General features: G+C 28.2%; 20 protein-coding genes. All 20 read right to left on the bottom strand.

The genetic code is table 11. The annotated features are described in order from the left end of the window. Positions 1 to 11: 11 nt before the first annotated feature. Positions 12 to 2,093 (bottom strand): phage tail tape measure protein, encoded by a 2,082-nt coding sequence (locus tag BUA73_RS02830; protein ID WP_072902127.1) that lies wholly within the window; start codon positions 2,091 to 2,093, stop codon positions 12 to 14. Positions 2,094 to 2,130: 37 nt separating this feature from the next. Further along, positions 2,131 to 2,352 carry a hypothetical protein gene (locus BUA73_RS02835; protein ID WP_072902129.1) on the bottom strand — a complete coding sequence of 74 codons (222 nt, stop codon included), beginning with the start codon at positions 2,350 to 2,352 and terminating at the stop codon, positions 2,131 to 2,133. Between the two features lie 62 nt (positions 2,353 to 2,414). Then, entirely contained in the window at positions 2,415 to 2,729 is a 315-nt protein-coding gene (locus tag BUA73_RS02840; RefSeq protein WP_072902132.1) for a hypothetical protein, read from the bottom strand. A gap of 22 nt (positions 2,730 to 2,751) precedes the next feature. Beyond that, positions 2,752 to 3,276, bottom strand: coding sequence for a hypothetical protein (locus BUA73_RS02845; RefSeq protein WP_072902134.1), 525 nt, complete (start codon positions 3,274 to 3,276; stop codon positions 2,752 to 2,754). Positions 3,277 to 3,301: 25 nt separating this feature from the next. Continuing rightward, entirely contained in the window at positions 3,302 to 3,688 is a 387-nt protein-coding gene (locus tag BUA73_RS02850; protein WP_072902136.1) for a hypothetical protein, read from the bottom strand. After that, the gene (locus BUA73_RS02855) at positions 3,689 to 4,105 is read right to left on the bottom strand and encodes an HK97-gp10 family putative phage morphogenesis protein (protein ID WP_072902138.1); all 417 of its coding nucleotides are present in this window, start codon (positions 4,103 to 4,105) and stop codon (positions 3,689 to 3,691) included. Then, the gene (locus BUA73_RS02860) at positions 4,105 to 4,419 is read right to left on the bottom strand and encodes a phage head-tail connector protein (RefSeq protein ID WP_072902140.1); all 315 of its coding nucleotides are present in this window, start codon (positions 4,417 to 4,419) and stop codon (positions 4,105 to 4,107) included. The genes BUA73_RS02855 and BUA73_RS02860 overlap by 1 nt, the downstream gene beginning before the upstream one ends. Before the next feature lie 51 nt (positions 4,420 to 4,470). Next, positions 4,471 to 5,274: a hypothetical protein gene (locus BUA73_RS02865; RefSeq protein ID WP_072902143.1), complete on the bottom strand. Its 804-nt coding sequence runs from the start codon at positions 5,272 to 5,274 to the stop codon at positions 4,471 to 4,473. 41 nt (positions 5,275 to 5,315) lie between these two features. Beyond that, on the bottom strand, positions 5,316 to 5,927 hold the full coding sequence (locus BUA73_RS02870; RefSeq protein WP_072902145.1) for a DUF4355 domain-containing protein: 612 nt from the start codon (positions 5,925 to 5,927) through the stop codon (positions 5,316 to 5,318). A 125-nt stretch (positions 5,928 to 6,052) separates the two neighbouring features. Continuing rightward, positions 6,053 to 6,841: a minor capsid protein gene (locus BUA73_RS02875; protein WP_072902147.1), complete on the bottom strand. Its 789-nt coding sequence runs from the start codon at positions 6,839 to 6,841 to the stop codon at positions 6,053 to 6,055. After that, positions 6,834 to 8,207 carry a phage portal protein gene (locus BUA73_RS02880; protein WP_072902149.1) on the bottom strand — a complete coding sequence of 458 codons (1,374 nt, stop codon included), beginning with the start codon at positions 8,205 to 8,207 and terminating at the stop codon, positions 6,834 to 6,836. Before BUA73_RS02880 ends, BUA73_RS02875 begins: the two co-directional genes overlap by 8 nt. A gap of 19 nt (positions 8,208 to 8,226) precedes the next feature. Continuing rightward, the gene (locus BUA73_RS02885) at positions 8,227 to 9,426 is read right to left on the bottom strand and encodes a PBSX family phage terminase large subunit (protein WP_341465301.1); all 1,200 of its coding nucleotides are present in this window, start codon (positions 9,424 to 9,426) and stop codon (positions 8,227 to 8,229) included. Positions 9,427 to 9,637: 211 nt separating this feature from the next. Beyond that, positions 9,638 to 10,207, bottom strand: coding sequence for a recombinase family protein (locus tag BUA73_RS02890; RefSeq protein WP_072902155.1), 570 nt, complete (start codon positions 10,205 to 10,207; stop codon positions 9,638 to 9,640). 205 nt (positions 10,208 to 10,412) lie between these two features. Then, a complete protein-coding gene (locus BUA73_RS02895) occupies positions 10,413 to 10,916 on the bottom strand; it encodes a terminase small subunit (protein WP_072902157.1) in 504 nt (167 codons plus the stop codon). Positions 10,917 to 11,093: 177 nt separating this feature from the next. Continuing rightward, positions 11,094 to 12,497 (bottom strand): hypothetical protein, encoded by a 1,404-nt coding sequence (locus BUA73_RS02900; protein WP_072902159.1) that lies wholly within the window; start codon positions 12,495 to 12,497, stop codon positions 11,094 to 11,096. A gap of 165 nt (positions 12,498 to 12,662) precedes the next feature. Further along, a complete protein-coding gene (locus BUA73_RS02905; RefSeq protein ID WP_072902161.1) occupies positions 12,663 to 12,902 on the bottom strand; it encodes a hypothetical protein in 240 nt (79 codons plus the stop codon). Positions 12,903 to 12,946: 44 nt separating this feature from the next. Beyond that, on the bottom strand, positions 12,947 to 13,114 hold the full coding sequence (locus BUA73_RS14005) for a hypothetical protein (protein WP_178139213.1): 168 nt from the start codon (positions 13,112 to 13,114) through the stop codon (positions 12,947 to 12,949). 197 nt (positions 13,115 to 13,311) lie between these two features. Then, on the bottom strand, positions 13,312 to 13,443 hold the full coding sequence (locus tag BUA73_RS14470) for a hypothetical protein (protein WP_278319398.1): 132 nt from the start codon (positions 13,441 to 13,443) through the stop codon (positions 13,312 to 13,314). Continuing rightward, positions 13,444 to 13,956: a hypothetical protein gene (locus tag BUA73_RS02910; RefSeq protein WP_072902163.1), complete on the bottom strand. Its 513-nt coding sequence runs from the start codon at positions 13,954 to 13,956 to the stop codon at positions 13,444 to 13,446. 205 nt (positions 13,957 to 14,161) lie between these two features. Then, on the bottom strand, positions 14,162 to 14,872 hold the full coding sequence (locus tag BUA73_RS02920; protein ID WP_072902167.1) for a hypothetical protein: 711 nt from the start codon (positions 14,870 to 14,872) through the stop codon (positions 14,162 to 14,164). Positions 14,873 to 14,889: the final 17 nt, after the last annotated feature.

Consider the following 14,889-nt stretch of genomic DNA (forward strand, 5'->3'; position numbering starts at 1 on the left):
TCCACACCTCCTTAAAATTGTGTTGCAAATTGTTGTAAAGCATATTTATTTTGTCTTGCTATCTCGCTTGGAGATAAAGCTTTAGGACTATTTATTGTTACATTTTGTGTAAAACCACCTTTGCCACCTTGACCGTTTCTGTATACCACTGCTTCATCTTCTTTTAATACCATCTCGCCTTTGTGTAGTCTAGCTTTATAGCCATCATACGGAACATAGTTTAAGCCATTGTAGTGACTTCCATCATCTTTGCCATCATCCTTATCCATTTTTTTATTTCCGTCTTCCCAAAATTTTAATTTACTTACAAGCCAATCTACTTTATCCTGTACCCATTTTTTAATGTTTTTCCAAATGTCTTTTATACCATCCCATAAACTAGTAAATATTGCCTTACCTGCATCATACAATGAGCTTCCAATTCCTGTAATAATATCTACTGGTACACTAATTATTTCTTTAAGCCAATCTAATAATTGCTCAAATACCCATTTAATTGCATCCCATATTTTATTAAATGCTGTTTTAGCAACATCCCATAACATGGAGCCTACTCCTGCTATAATATCTCCTATTAGTTTTAAAGCACCTTTAATTAAGTCTTTTATAGTATCCCATACCTTAGATACTATTTTTTTAACTCCATCCCATGCCTTATCCCAATCTCCACTTAAGATAGCCATAACAGTATCAATAATAGCTTTTATAACTTCCATTACATCACCTATATATTTCTTTATAAAGTCAAAAGCCGTGCTTACTATTTTCATTATTTTTGTGCCATGTTTATCCATAAAGTCAGATATCATTTTCCATATTTTAGAGATTATACCCCATACTTTATCCATAATTTCTTTTATGTTTTTATAAAGTAATTTAAATATATCTCCAACCTTGTCAAACGTAGCCTTGTTTTTAATGTAAAATTCTTGTATACTCTTAATTACTTTACCTATAACATCTATAGCTTTACCTAGTATATCTCCAACAAATGTAAATACTGTGCTAAAAACTGCTTGTATTTGTGGCATATGCTGTTGTGTCCATGTTACCACACTTTTAATTACTGGCATTAATTTCTCGCCCAAATCTGTAAATAATCCTTGCAGTTGTTTTTTCATAAGTGATAATTGTGTCTTTAAACTACCATCGTAAGCATCACTTGCTTTATCTACTGCACCTGTAGTTTCATTCATGCTTTTAGTAAATTTCTGTATATCTACATCAGATTCTCTTAAAGCCTGTGCCATTTGTACACCTGCTTTGCTTCCAAACAGTTCAGATGCTTTTGCAGATGCTTCCATTGGGTCTTTAGTATCCTGTATATCTTTTATTAATTTTTGCAATTCATCAGGACTTTTAACTTTTTGCAATGCTTTGGTAAATGCTGTACTTGCTGTACTTGCATCAATACCAGTTTGTGCAAACATTGCCATGTATGCAGTACCTTCATCAAAACTCATATTAGCAGATTGTAATGCAGGAGCCATTTTAGTTAATGCGTTTTGACTATCTTGTACACTCATTCCATAATCTTGATTTAATACTAGCAATTTATCCATAGCACTTACGGATTCTTCTGTTGTCATTCCCCAAGCATCGCCTAAATCATCAATTGCACCAACCGCTTCGTCGTTTGCTTGTCCTGTAACTTTTGCATAATTCATAAAGTTTTGCATATATTTATCAATGTCTGCACTTGTCATCCCCATGTTGTTGTGTAGTGCTTCTGCAGTTTTTGCAATATCTTCATAACTATCTTCATTAACTTTATATAATTCCATTACAGTTTTACGTACTTTTTCCGTTTCTTCTGCAGTCATTCCTGTAGCAGACTGAAATTTAGCCATATTATCTTCAAGTCCAACTAAATTTTTTGCACCTTCTAATGCCATTGCACCAACTGCTGTTCCTATTCCTGCAACTGCACCAATACAAGCACCTTTTATTTTGCCACTCATATTGCTAGCAAAACTCTTCCATTTCGAGTCATGTTTTTCTATGTCTTCGTCAGCTTCTTTAAAACCCTTACCCCAATTGGTTTTATCAATTAAGAATTTTAAACCTAATGCACCTAAGTCCATTATCGCCATATATATGTACCTCCTTTCTAAAAAAAAGGATATAAAACTATTCAGCCTTATATCCTTTAATTTTTCTAATTTTTTTGTAATCAAGCTCTGTAACTTTTAATCTTTCTGCTTTCTTTAAATACTCTCTTCCTTCTTCTGTACTCATTTTATCTTCTATAAAAGCATATTTAAAGTTTGCTTGGAATAAATCACATGGCATTTTTAATACCTGTTCTTGTGTAGAATTAGTATATTTAACTACCATTCTTATTCTATACATTACATACTCTAAATAATTAAAACCCCCACTATCTTCACCAATAGAAGGAACAATGGGGATGGCTAGTTTGGGTTATTCTGTATATTGTAAATAAATTCTGTATATTGTCTTAGTATTTCAATTTTAACATTAAATTGCATTTTATCTATGTCAGCCTTAGTAAATTTTTTGTTATCTGTGTTGTGATTTAGTATCTCTTTTATAAGAATATTTACATTATTAATAACATCTTTAATATCTGTATCTGCACTATCCATGCTATATGCTACTAATTTAATAGCTAGTTCTTCATCAGCCTTTTTTATATGTAATGTTTCTGTTTCAGAAAACTTTATGTCAAAAGTTTCTTGATTAAATACTGTTAAATCTAATACCATTCCTCGTCACTCCTTCTTTTGTTTATAGTTCTTCTTTAATTTCTACTAGTGTTCCTGTTGCTTGACTTACTGCTTTAAATTCTGCATCTATTGTAGTTTCTTTAGCACCTTCAAATTTTAATACAAATCCATTTCCAGCCGTTGCAACCATAGTTATTCTTAATTTCTTGCCATTATCTTTAGTATGCACAAATCTTAAAGCATAATTTACTAAAGATTTACTACCACCAATTTTTAATATTTTTTCTTTTTCTGTTGTAGATATTTTTGCAGGTGTTAATTTTTCAATATTTTCCAATGCCCATGTTAGAATACCACTTTTAAATGTTACTTCTTCCTTGGTTATAAATCTTTTAACTACTTGTCCATCATCATCTTCTACTGCATATTCTGTCGGTTTATACTCAAGACTTGCCCCACCTTTTATTCTTCCTACAGAATTTGTAGGCACTTCTAATAGAAGGTCTGTAGGCATCTCACCTGTCGTATAAGCCATTAAATATAATTTACCACTACCCAATATTACTTCATCATTGCTTACTGCCATTTATATCACCTTTTTCCTTTCAAATTTAAATTAATTGTTTGTATTTAACGTTAAATATAAATATTTGTTCTATCTTTTTTACATTGCTATAACTCATGTTACCCCCACCAATTAATTGGCTTGTTAATATATTAATTTTATTTTCTTCATCGATAAATCCTGTATCATACTCTTCTTTGTCAAATAAAGCTAATATAGCTTTTTCTAATTTTTGCCTTACAGTTTCATCTCTTGTGATAATCCTTAACTCAAGTCTGCTTTGCTTAATAAAACCACCATTAATAATCGTTTCCTGATATGTTATATAATCTTCTATATTAGTAGATTGCACGTCAAACAAAGGATAAATACTAATGTTAGCATTTATAAAAGTATCAGTGTTTAGCATTTTAACCACTGTGTTTTCTAACATTTATATAACACCATCCTTTATTATTTCTAGTAATTTATCTTTATTTTTATCTGCTGCATCCTGCATAAAATGTTTACCATTTTGTCCTACTGTTTTTACAGTATTACCATTTTTGTCCTGATAATACCATGGTGTCTGTCTTCCATTTTCTGCATAGATACCAGTTCCCATTTCTACGAAAGGAGCATACTCTACATTAGTAAATATTGCACCTTCTATCACTTCATCAGTATTTTCAACTTCATGGGTTATAGAAGCACGTAATCTTCCTTCATCAACTGGACAATTTATTTTTACATCTCTTTCTACCTGTATCATTGCCTTAGTAAAGTTTTTCATAATTTTTTCCATTAATTCATCGCTAGCATTTTCTAGGTTTTTACTAACTTCATCAAATCCACTTAATTCAATATCCATTATAAAAACCTCACCTTGCCTTTAGAAGCTGAAGATGTAAATTTATCTAATTGTTCTTTATACTCTTGTGGAATATCTTCTGTATAAATAGTTATATTTGTACCACCCATACTTTGTCCTGTAGTATGTTCTAAACCTAGCTTTCTATATCTTATAATTGTTAACTCCATTACTATATACTCTAATTCAGTTGGAATAGTAATTAAGCCGGTATAATTTAATATTTTTTGTTTAATATTATCTATTAGCAAATTCAGTAAAACATCTTGCTTGGTATCTTTTAGATTTAATAATATTTTAATATTTTCTAACATTTATTTACCCCTTCTTTCTTAATAAAAAGGGAAGGGATAAACCCTTCCTTATTATGCTCCTACTGTATAATTCAATACTGCTATGCCTTCAGGTTTCAATGCTGTACAACCATAAGATATTAAACCTCTTACACCATCTGCAAAAGCACTCTCTAGTCTTAGTGCTTCTACATTATCTAATTGCTTACCATAACCAATTGCACTTCTGTGTGCCATTACTATTTTACCAGTTGGAACTGATTCTGTAATAACTACAGTAGCACCATTTATTTTAGCATTACTTACAATGCCATTAGCCAATACTTCTACATTTTTAGTAAATCTATCATCTTTACATAGCAAACCAACAATCTCACTGTTTACAAATATAAATCTATCTGACATTGGTACTTTAGATTTACCTAGCAATACTCCTAAATTAACTATTTCATCATAGGTATTTGTTTTAGTCAATGCTACTGCTGTTGCCTTTGAAGGATAATTAGAAGCCTTAACTCCTGTAACCAATGCATTAAGTAAATCTGTGTCTACTTGCTCTGCCATAACTGCAGATTCTTCCTGTACTTGTGCGTCAAGTGCCTGTGGATTTCCTTGTACTGCATCTACATCATCCATAGTGGTTGCAAAATATTTCTGCTTATCCATAGTTAAACTTAATTGTGTGCCTACTACTTTATCCCATGCTATTGTTCCTGTATAATCCTTACTTACTCCTGCAGTTGGTCTGTTAAAATAAATTACTTTACCATCTACCTTTGTAGGTTTAGTGCTTACTGCGTCTGCAAATGACACCTCATGAAAATTTGCTATAATTCTTGCTTCCCATAAATTTTTAATAAATGTACTTGTTGCCATAATAAATTACCATCCTTTTTTTGTTTTTTAGTTTTTAATAATTACTTAATTTTGTTCCAATTCTTGTTAATATCTTCAATACTCATTCCTTTTAAATCCTCTATAGAATATGCCATTGTAGCACTGCCACCTGATTTTGGTGTACTACCTGTAAGCCTTTTATTGACTTCCATTTCTAAAGCACTAGTCCATAAAGTTTTAAATTCTTTAATGTTAGCCATAGCTGTTTCAGCTTCATTAGCCATTAAATATTTTGCAAAATTAGAAGGTAACCCCTCTGTATTTAATTGTTTAGTAATCTCTAATTCCATTTTCTGTTGTAGGAATTGCTGTCTTTCTTTCTCAAAATCAGATTTCTGTTTATCTAATTCAAATTTTGCTTTTTCTTCTGCACTCATTTTTGCTAATTTTTCTGCTTCTTGCTTTTCTGTTTCTAATTTAACCCTTTCACGTTCAAGCCTTTTAGTAATAATTTTATCTAATTCTTCTTGTGTCATTGTAATAGTTTTTTCTTGTGTATCCTTTGTTCCATTTGTTACATTTGTTCCATTTGTTCCAACGTTGGTATTAGTAGCTTCCTGTGTTGCTTTAGAATCTACTGCACTAGATTCTTGTGTATTAGTTGTATCTATATTTGTATCTATGTTATCCATAATTTCTTTCCTTTCCGTTTAAAGTCCGTATGACTGTATTTTAACATCCATATTATTCTTTACAGTCTACAACAAGTAAAAAGACATAAAAATAAGACCTATAAATTAAGTCTTTGATTATTATTTTATTCAATTACTGCTATTAAACAACAACGACAATTTGCATGAATTGGCAACGTAGGAGCTTCATCAATATTAAATATTACTCCATCATATTCCATACATTCATCACAAGTGCGTTCATCATTTTCTATTAGTATTTGTACCTTTTCTATTCCAACTTTACTATAACTGTCATGTGTAGCACTGTTTACTATGTGCATTGTTTCTGTTCTAACTAGACGTCTACACTCATATGCTCCTTTATCCATTACACCTTTTAAATCTTTAGCCATATTAGTATTACTTTTACCTTGTATTATGCCCTGTGTAATAGTTTGTTGTAAATTTTTTACTAACTTATTTTTATTATCCCAAATCCTAGAACTGTAATCTGCCCCACTCCAAGGATAACTTAGTGATTTTTCTACTTGCTTGACTGGTATTGCAAAGCTTTTAACATTAATATTAATACCTTGCTTATTTAACTCACTAATATTAAAATCTATTGTATTATTGTAAGTCTCTAGTAAATGTTTATCAGTAAAGTTATTTTCAGTTTTGCCTAAATCATACATAATATTTTTAATTTCATCTTGTAGTTTTTTATACCTATTATATTTGTATAGTTCACTCAAAGATAACTCGCCATTTGTGCTATACTTCCTGAATAGTTCATCTGTAACAGAATACATATCATTTAAACTGCGTTTATATTCTACTAGCAACTGTTGTCTTATCTGTTTATCTGTAAATTTATCAATAGAATTAATCATTTTAATTTGTCTCTGTTGCCAATATTCAAAGTTATTCATCCGAATCACCACTATGTTTATGTTCTGCATAACCATTACTATTAATTTTTAATTCAGTATCTTGTATAGTATCTAAATCAAATGTGCTTTCCTGTTCCTTTTTAATCTGTTCTATTTCCTCGTCTATATCCTCGATTCCAATATTTTGTAACATAGTTCTTTGAGATAATATTGTACCCATCTTACTAATACTATCAGCGTCACCAAATAACTCACTCGGTAAATTGTAATGGAAGTTTATTTTAATATCGTTTGGATCAAAGTCATTACCTTTTAAATTAAGAATATTAGTTATTAATCTAATACGTTTCTGAATAGCTTTCTTGAATTTACGTTCTTTAGAAACTAGAATATCTGTTGTAGTGAACATTTTAGTCTTTAAAGCAGTACCACTAACATTAGCATTAATTTCTTTACTTAAATCAGGCACATAACTAACTTTATGTATATCATCAGAAAGGTTATTTCTATGGTTATTTACTACTGCATCATTCAATTGTTTAGTTAAGAATTTAGCATCCCCACCATTAGGTAGTATGATAACGCGATTTTGATTAATTGCTTTAATATCATCTCCATTCGTTCCTTCTGCTTGACTTAATGCTAAATAAGCATTACTAAAGTATTCTATATCGTTTGCAATATCTGCTATATTTTTATTGTACATATCATTTAAAGTTATAATCTGTTCAAAATCACTCATTCTGTAACGATTATTACTGTATTCTACGATTGGTACTTCCTTAAAATAATGTTCTTCTGTATTAATAAATGTAATATTTTTATCTTCTTTCACATAATGATATATATTAGTTTTAGTGTATACATCAATATTAATTGTATCTGTATTATTTAAATAGTTGTGTATTGTATAATATCTTATAGCCATATTAACATTATTTTTAACTGTACTGTCATAAACCATTATTACAGAATCTGTATCTAATGTATCAAAATTTATTAAACCATCTTCATCTAAATATACAAGTTCAAAACTCTGCCCTTTTATACTAGCCTTATGTGCTAAATCGTGATTTTTGGCCTGTTCATCGTTTAATTCAAATATTTCTGTTAATATATTAAGATATTCTTTATTATTACTATAATAACTTACTGGCTTACCTACAAAGAAACCTGTCAATGTATCTGTAATATAACTACAGAAATTTGTAATTGGTTTGTTATTAGGCTTATCTTTATCTGCAATCTGTCTATTTAATATATCATGCTTACCTTTGTAATAGTTATCTAATATTTTAAAACGATTAGAAACTATAGGTGTATGTATATCTAATAGTTTTTCTATTAAATCTACTGTAATATCTGTGTCTTGTATATCCATTACTATTTTTTTATTATCTATCAAATTTATCACTCCTTCCTTTTTATATTCCTGCTATTTTCATTGTACTAATTTTATGTTTAGCTTTTTGTAAATCCTCTGTAGCATATCTTAACGCATCTAGTAAATGATTAAAGTTATCTATTGGCTTATTAATATATTCCTTAGTTAATTTGTCCTTTTGCCAAGTATAATTCTTTAATTCTTCTTGTATATTAATGCAATTAGGATGTATTATTAGCTTGTATTGGTGTATTAATTGTATTCCGTTTATAATACTATCCCTACCCTTCCTAGCACCTTTTGCCCTTCTTAATCCATGTTGCCTTAACTCTTCTATACTCTTTTGTTCTGCACTGTCACATGTTATTACTTCTTTGCTATAGCCTTTACTAATAAGTTCTTTAGCAATTTCATTATTTAACAATCCCTTTTTATACATTTCATCAAATACATATATTAACTTTTTAGATTTATTAACTACTATTGCAATAAAAGCACTTGGGTCATTTACATACCCAAAATCTAATCCAAATAAAGCTATGTTATCATCTTGCTTAATTAATTCTTCCCAATTAAAATGTTGTACCTCCCAATTTGTATACACTAATTTATCTAGACTAGCAAATTCACCTAGTGCGTAAATTCTGTAATATGCTGGGTCAGTATCCTTCATTTCTTCTAAAGACTTAATATAATCTTGTGGAAGAAATTTATTATCTTTATATGTAGTTTTAAGTATCATTGTATTTTCTTCATTGTATTCATTTTCAAACCATTTTTTATATACCCAATTACTTTTAGAAATTGGATTGAACATACAATGAATTTGGTTATACTTATTTTTAGATCTTAATCTTAGATTTAATTGATTAAAGTCTGTTAAATCAATTTCTGTACATTCTTCTATTATAATATCATCAATGCCAGAAATTGATTTTATCTTTTCAGGGTCATCAAGTCCTTTAAATATAAATTGACTTCCATTAGGTAGAATTATAGTTAATAGAGTTTCCTTTACTTCACAACGACTATAAATTTTCCAATCTCCCAAAATAGTTTTAAATTCTTGAAATATAGAATCACGTAGAGTATTGCTAACTTTACGAACTACCAAACATTTACGATTAGCAAATCTAAGATACTTTAATATAAGCTTTTGTACAACGAATTTACTTTTACCCGAGCCAGCTCCACCATAATAAATATTAAAACGTGTATTATAGTTTTGTAGCTGTGGCAAGTATATTTTATTAAAAATTTTAGGCGATATAGTTATATTTAAATCTTTATTATTAGCATTAGAAATTATAATTACCTCCCTTCACCTAAGTTTAAAATTTGAAAAAATATATTTTTGATATATATAATATATGAATACACCCCATTTTGAAGGCTACCCCCATATACACCTATTACATTGCATTAAAAAAGAAGGTACATATTAACCTTCTTTAATCTTCATATTGCTTTATTAACTTGTAGAATGTGGTTTTCTTTAATCCTAATAACTTCATACAGTCCACTGCTGTTATAGTCTTATCCTTATACATACTATAATACTTATCCCAATTGTTTGGATAATCAATCGCTTTTCTGCCTTTATATTTTCCTTCTTGTACTGCTATATCTATACCTTCCCTTTGTCTATCTTTTATATAATCTCTCTCTAGCTGTGCCACTGCTCCAAAGATTGTTAACATAAACATACCTGTATTTGTGGTTGTGTCTATTGCTTCTTTTAAGCTAACAAATATAACACCCTTAAAATTTAATTGTTCTGTAAGTTCTAGTAAGTCTTTTGTATTTCTAGCAAACCTACTTATGCTATCTACTATTACCTTATCACCTTGTTTTAGTTTACTCATTAACTTTTGTAAAACTGGTCTATCTGTTACATTCTTACCACTTACTTTTTCAATGTAAATATTATCCATACTGATATTCAATTCTTTTGCCTTTACTTCTTGTCTTATTGTATTTTGTTCCTTACTACTAACCCTTATATAAAAATATGTTTCCATATAATCACCTCATACTTTATTATAAGATAATTATACATAAGTGTTCGTTTAAAGTCAATTATATTTTACGAACTATTTTATAATATTTTACTAACGTATTAATCGTATTTGTAAGCATTACAAAATAGTTCATCTAAACTATACTCTAAACGAACTGTTTATAAGTAAAAAAATAACAATAAAATTTTGATTTTAAATAGAGTGATTACTCTAGTTCTTCTAATTCTTTATTAATATCTTCTAAGTCGATGTTTATATTATTGTCTTGCACATTAACGACTTCTTGTCTATCCTTCCATCCCCATAGATTTTTCAAAGCAAATATGCCACCAGTTGCACTAGAACGGTCATATAGTCTTTCCTCATAATACATAACCATAAATCGCTTCGCCCTTTTAATCAACTCGACATACTGTCTTCTTTCTTCCTCTGTCTTACTACTTAACCATCCATTCTTATCACATTCTGCATAATTTAATAAAGTTTGATAATCAATATCTAAATAAGCAGCAAGACCTGTCATCGTGTAATGTAACTCTTTTTCTTTTGCCCAATCCCAATATTCATTTATCTTTTCTTCCATTTCTTTTGGACTAGAAAATTTCATTGGTTGTCCACCAAGCTTACCTTGAGATGATGGACTTCCATCTTTCTTTAATTTGACTTTATCAGATTTTTTATATCTTATTTTAACCTCTTTTTCAGCCATCCTTATCACCTACCTTCCAATTACCTTATATAACCTTAATTATTTATATCTTAATGATATATCATTGCATTATTCTATAACTACCTTAAACCTATATCTTACTAACTTTTTACTATTTAATTTCACGCATTAAAAAAGAATCCAATTAATTAGGATTCTTTCCATTACCAATAATATTTAATAAGAATCAGTACTCCATACTTTATCAATAGCTCCGATGTCATATTTATCTTTATCTTTTGTATTTGACCAAACTTTAACACTATTAATATAATCCATTAGTATTTGTTTACTTTCATTCATTTCTAAATATAATACTTTATTAAAAGTATATATTATATCCATGTCTATAGTCGTAAATTTTTTAGTATTTGATGTCCTAAGTTCTATCTCCTCTCTTTCATACATATCATAATCTATATAAAAATAATATTTTGTATTTTTAAGTATATGATTTAGTATTTCTATGAACCTATTTATATTGGAGCGATTTATTGTAATAAAAAGCGTATCAAAAATATCGCCTTTGTTTAAAACATTCATATCATAAAAAATATTAGAAAATTTCATTGTGAACTCTTTTAAAGAACACTGCAATAATAAAGTATCAAATGTTTTATATTTATATTCAAACTGAATAATCTCATCTGTTATTTGTTTTAAAACAAGATTATATTTACTAAATATATCCATTATTCTATCTTCGAACCTTTTAATAAACTCCTTCTTACATACATATTTAGCCATATCTTTTCTGATTTTTGCTGTTTCCTTTATCATGTTCAGTATTCCTTTACGTTCAGGTGTATTAATAAGAAAATTTTCTATACTTTTAGTGCAAATATATTTATCAGTTGAATTTTCATGAACGAATTTTTCACATTTTTTAACGAACCATTCATATTCCTTCAAACAACCAGTAAATTTATTTAGATCCAGTTCGGAAATTTTTCTTGAAACATAAGACGTATAAATACTCTTACTTTTCCTCAAAATGTTTATAAAATCTTTATCATAATCTGTTGGTAGACTAATTTCATAAGAATCATATTTATTTTTCCATTCTTTAAACGTAATATTACCACAATTAAACCTTTTATCAAAGTTAATTATTCGTTCAATCTTATCTATTTGATGACTCTTTATTAATTTTGCATATTCATCAGTTGTTATATTATATAAATTATTATCTAAATGAGGAAATTTTTTTATACAACTTGATCCAACTAACATTTCGTTATGATTAAATAAATTTAATATGATAAACTTTTCTTTAGAATGGGGATTACCACATAATTCACACGGTTGATTAGTTGTCTCCTTATATTCCTTAGATCTCCACTCTTTAGATGACACTTCAATCATTTCATTTACAGCATCCGCACTAGAAAGCAAATCGTATTGATCTTTATATTTTGTTTTTATAGATTCTAAATCACAAACACTAATAGAACCTTTAAAAAGATTTAGTACACTTTTTAATTCCTTATCTCTGTCACAAATACTACTTTGCAATATTAAATTCTTTTGTGGCTTAGTTAAAACTGTTTTTTTACTTTGGATTTTCTTTATATTTATCATCTCCTATTTTTTTCTTATAGAAGTATTATATCACAATATACAGTATATTCAACTATCCATTTCACAATATATTGTTATTTTCTTATATGTTTTATGATACAACATAAAGATTTTACATAAAACTAAAAGACAGTCTAAAAGGCTGTCTCAGTTATTGTTATTTAATTAAACCATCTTTTTTGAAGCCGTATTTACATCGTTGACTTTTCTGTATCTTTCATCTGTAAAGGCTTCAGGATTTTTTGAATACTCTTGAATATAACCACATTCAGTACATACATATTTATCAGTGTAAGTTCCAGTTACAAAATTTGAATCATATGTAGGTATAACAGAAACTACATTATCATTCACTGTTTTCAATAATTTACCTTGACATACTATACATTTTCTTTCCTTTTCCATATCTTATATCCTCTTTACATTTAAATTTATTATTTAAAATTTTTCTATAAGTTTCTTCCTACTTGTTCAAGTAATAATTTTATTGCATCATTAAATTCATCTTCAGTAATTATTCCTTTATCTATCAGTAATGATGTCAACACATTTATTTTTATTTCATGCTCTGATATCATTATATCAGGTTTTTTTAACTCACACGTTACATCTTTCATCTTTTCCACCTCCCCTCGTAGAAATTTACAGTTAATACATTACAGCCAATCTATATTTACTTTCCTACATTTTAACTGTATAACTATAATTTCTACAAAGTTCAGCAAATTCCTTCTAATATTCTTATTTTTATTCTAACATCTACTTGCCATTGCAAGTTATGTATTCTACCCTTATAATAACCGTATATAATTTCCTACTTCTTATCTCTTTCTTCTAATTCCTTAATCCAATCTTTATATAATCTATTAAATTCCAAATGATTTAGCTTGTACAATATTAATAATAAAATTGAAAATATGCATATAAAACAAATATATCCCATCATTTATACCACATCCTTCCATTTTCTATAATGTATGATATTGCCCAAATGACTATAGCTGATTCCATACTCTTTTATTATATCTTCTTTAGAAACCTTACTATTCTTATATAAAGCTCTTATCTCTCTTACATCGTCTTCTGTTAGCTTATAGCTATAAGGCTTTTTATTAACAAAAGTTCTTCTTTTATTTAATACTACACAACCATCTATTCGCCTATAATAATCTATCCAATCTTGCTCTATGTCTCTGGCAAATAATGTTTCATTTTCGCTTCTTCCTAAAACTTCTAATACTTCAACCTTAACATTTTGAAACTGATTATATTTTTCTTGCAATACTTTACAATCGTGCACGTTTCGTTTTAGTTTACTTATATTGCCACTTAATCTATCGCCTAAATAACCACTGCCAATATAAACATAATTTGTATCGCTTTCTGCATCTACAACATGTATAGCATATACCCCTTCATTTCGTCTTAATTTACTATTATAATTTAATATCTCTTCCATTTGTCTTACTTCCTTTCTTATTTTTTATTATTAAATATTTATAAAATTTATTTTTATTTTCTTGTTGACATTGTAAATTCAATATAGTATAATATACTTGAGTAATAATGTAATAAATCATACAAAAATAAAAATAATATAAGGGTATAAGATTTATTTTACTTATACCCTTCATGAAACCTCGCTTTTATAACCTTTTCCAATATTAAGCTACTTCACTTTTCTTATTTCTTAATTCCTGTTCTTTTATTATTATCATGTTCATTACGTCATTCTTTTTGCTGTAATTATTTACGTTTACATTTAATGTATCAAGCATTTCTTCTTCATCATTTTTAATACTGATACTAAGTACAGTTTTATTTTTATTTAATTGACATTTATAACCATGTTTTGTAACATACTCTGCTATATCTTCTTGTTTCCAATCTTTATAAAGTACATTTAATGTCTCAAAAAATAATTTTACCAAGCTGTTGCAAAAGCACAACATTTCTTCATACCCTGCGTTTGTATTGTATCTAATAACCATATCTGCAGTTAAATTAGTGTATTCTGTAAACACTTTATTAAACATATCAGCTTCAATTTTTCCGTCATTTGCAGTCATTAATTTTGACAACTTACCAATTTTGTTTTTATAAATTGTTTTGCTTGTGCTTATGTACCTTTTACATTGCTTAATATTATTGTTGTATAAATAATTTATGCAATATAGTAATACATTTTTTGCGTCTGTATTGCTTAGTACATTTTCATCTTGGTCTATTGGAATAGTAACTGTACTATCTTCACTTTCAATAATAATAATATTGCCATCTGACAGTTTGATGAATATTTCCTCGATATTCATCATTTCTGTTAATTCTGTTGTAATGCCCATTATCTCATTGATTGTTTTCTGTAATTTTTTCATAAAATCTCCTTAAGGCT

Source organism: Hathewaya proteolytica DSM 3090 (assembly GCF_900142225.1).
Lineage (GTDB): Bacteria > Bacillota > Clostridia > Clostridiales > Clostridiaceae > Hathewaya > Hathewaya proteolytica.

Coding starts and splice junctions, on each gene's coding strand:
- BUA73_RS02835 (WP_072902129.1), bottom strand. CDS start 2,352: ATGTATAGAATAAGAATGGTAGTTAAATATACTAATTCTACACAAGAA.
- BUA73_RS02870 (WP_072902145.1), bottom strand. CDS start 5,927: ATGGATAACATAGATACAAATATAGATACAACTAATACACAAGAATCT.
- BUA73_RS02875 (WP_072902147.1), bottom strand. CDS start 6,841: ATGAATAACTTTGAATATTGGCAACAGAGACAAATTAAAATGATTAAT.
- BUA73_RS02890 (WP_072902155.1), bottom strand. CDS start 10,207: ATGGAAACATATTTTTATATAAGGGTTAGTAGTAAGGAACAAAATACA.
- BUA73_RS02910 (WP_072902163.1), bottom strand. CDS start 13,956: ATGGAAGAGATATTAAATTATAATAGTAAATTAAGACGAAATGAAGGG.
- BUA73_RS02850 (WP_072902136.1), bottom strand. CDS start 3,688: ATGTTAGAAAACACAGTGGTTAAAATGCTAAACACTGATACTTTTATA.
- BUA73_RS14005 (WP_178139213.1), bottom strand. CDS start 13,114: ATGAAAGATGTAACGTGTGAGTTAAAAAAACCTGATATAATGATATCA.
- BUA73_RS02895 (WP_072902157.1), bottom strand. CDS start 10,916: ATGGCTGAAAAAGAGGTTAAAATAAGATATAAAAAATCTGATAAAGTC.
- BUA73_RS02855 (WP_072902138.1), bottom strand. CDS start 4,105: ATGGATATTGAATTAAGTGGATTTGATGAAGTTAGTAAAAACCTAGAA.
- BUA73_RS02905 (WP_072902161.1), bottom strand. CDS start 12,902: ATGGAAAAGGAAAGAAAATGTATAGTATGTCAAGGTAAATTATTGAAA.
- BUA73_RS02865 (WP_072902143.1), bottom strand. CDS start 5,274: ATGGCAACAAGTACATTTATTAAAAATTTATGGGAAGCAAGAATTATA.
- BUA73_RS02845 (WP_072902134.1), bottom strand. CDS start 3,276: ATGGCAGTAAGCAATGATGAAGTAATATTGGGTAGTGGTAAATTATAT.
- BUA73_RS02900 (WP_072902159.1), bottom strand. CDS start 12,497: ATGATAAATATAAAGAAAATCCAAAGTAAAAAAACAGTTTTAACTAAG.
- BUA73_RS02840 (WP_072902132.1), bottom strand. CDS start 2,729: ATGGTATTAGATTTAACAGTATTTAATCAAGAAACTTTTGACATAAAG.
- BUA73_RS02860 (WP_072902140.1), bottom strand. CDS start 4,419: ATGTTAGAAAATATTAAAATATTATTAAATCTAAAAGATACCAAGCAA.
- BUA73_RS02920 (WP_072902167.1), bottom strand. CDS start 14,872: ATGAAAAAATTACAGAAAACAATCAATGAGATAATGGGCATTACAACA.
- BUA73_RS14470 (WP_278319398.1), bottom strand. CDS start 13,443: ATGATGGGATATATTTGTTTTATATGCATATTTTCAATTTTATTATTA.
- BUA73_RS02830 (WP_072902127.1), bottom strand. CDS start 2,093: ATGGCGATAATGGACTTAGGTGCATTAGGTTTAAAATTCTTAATTGAT.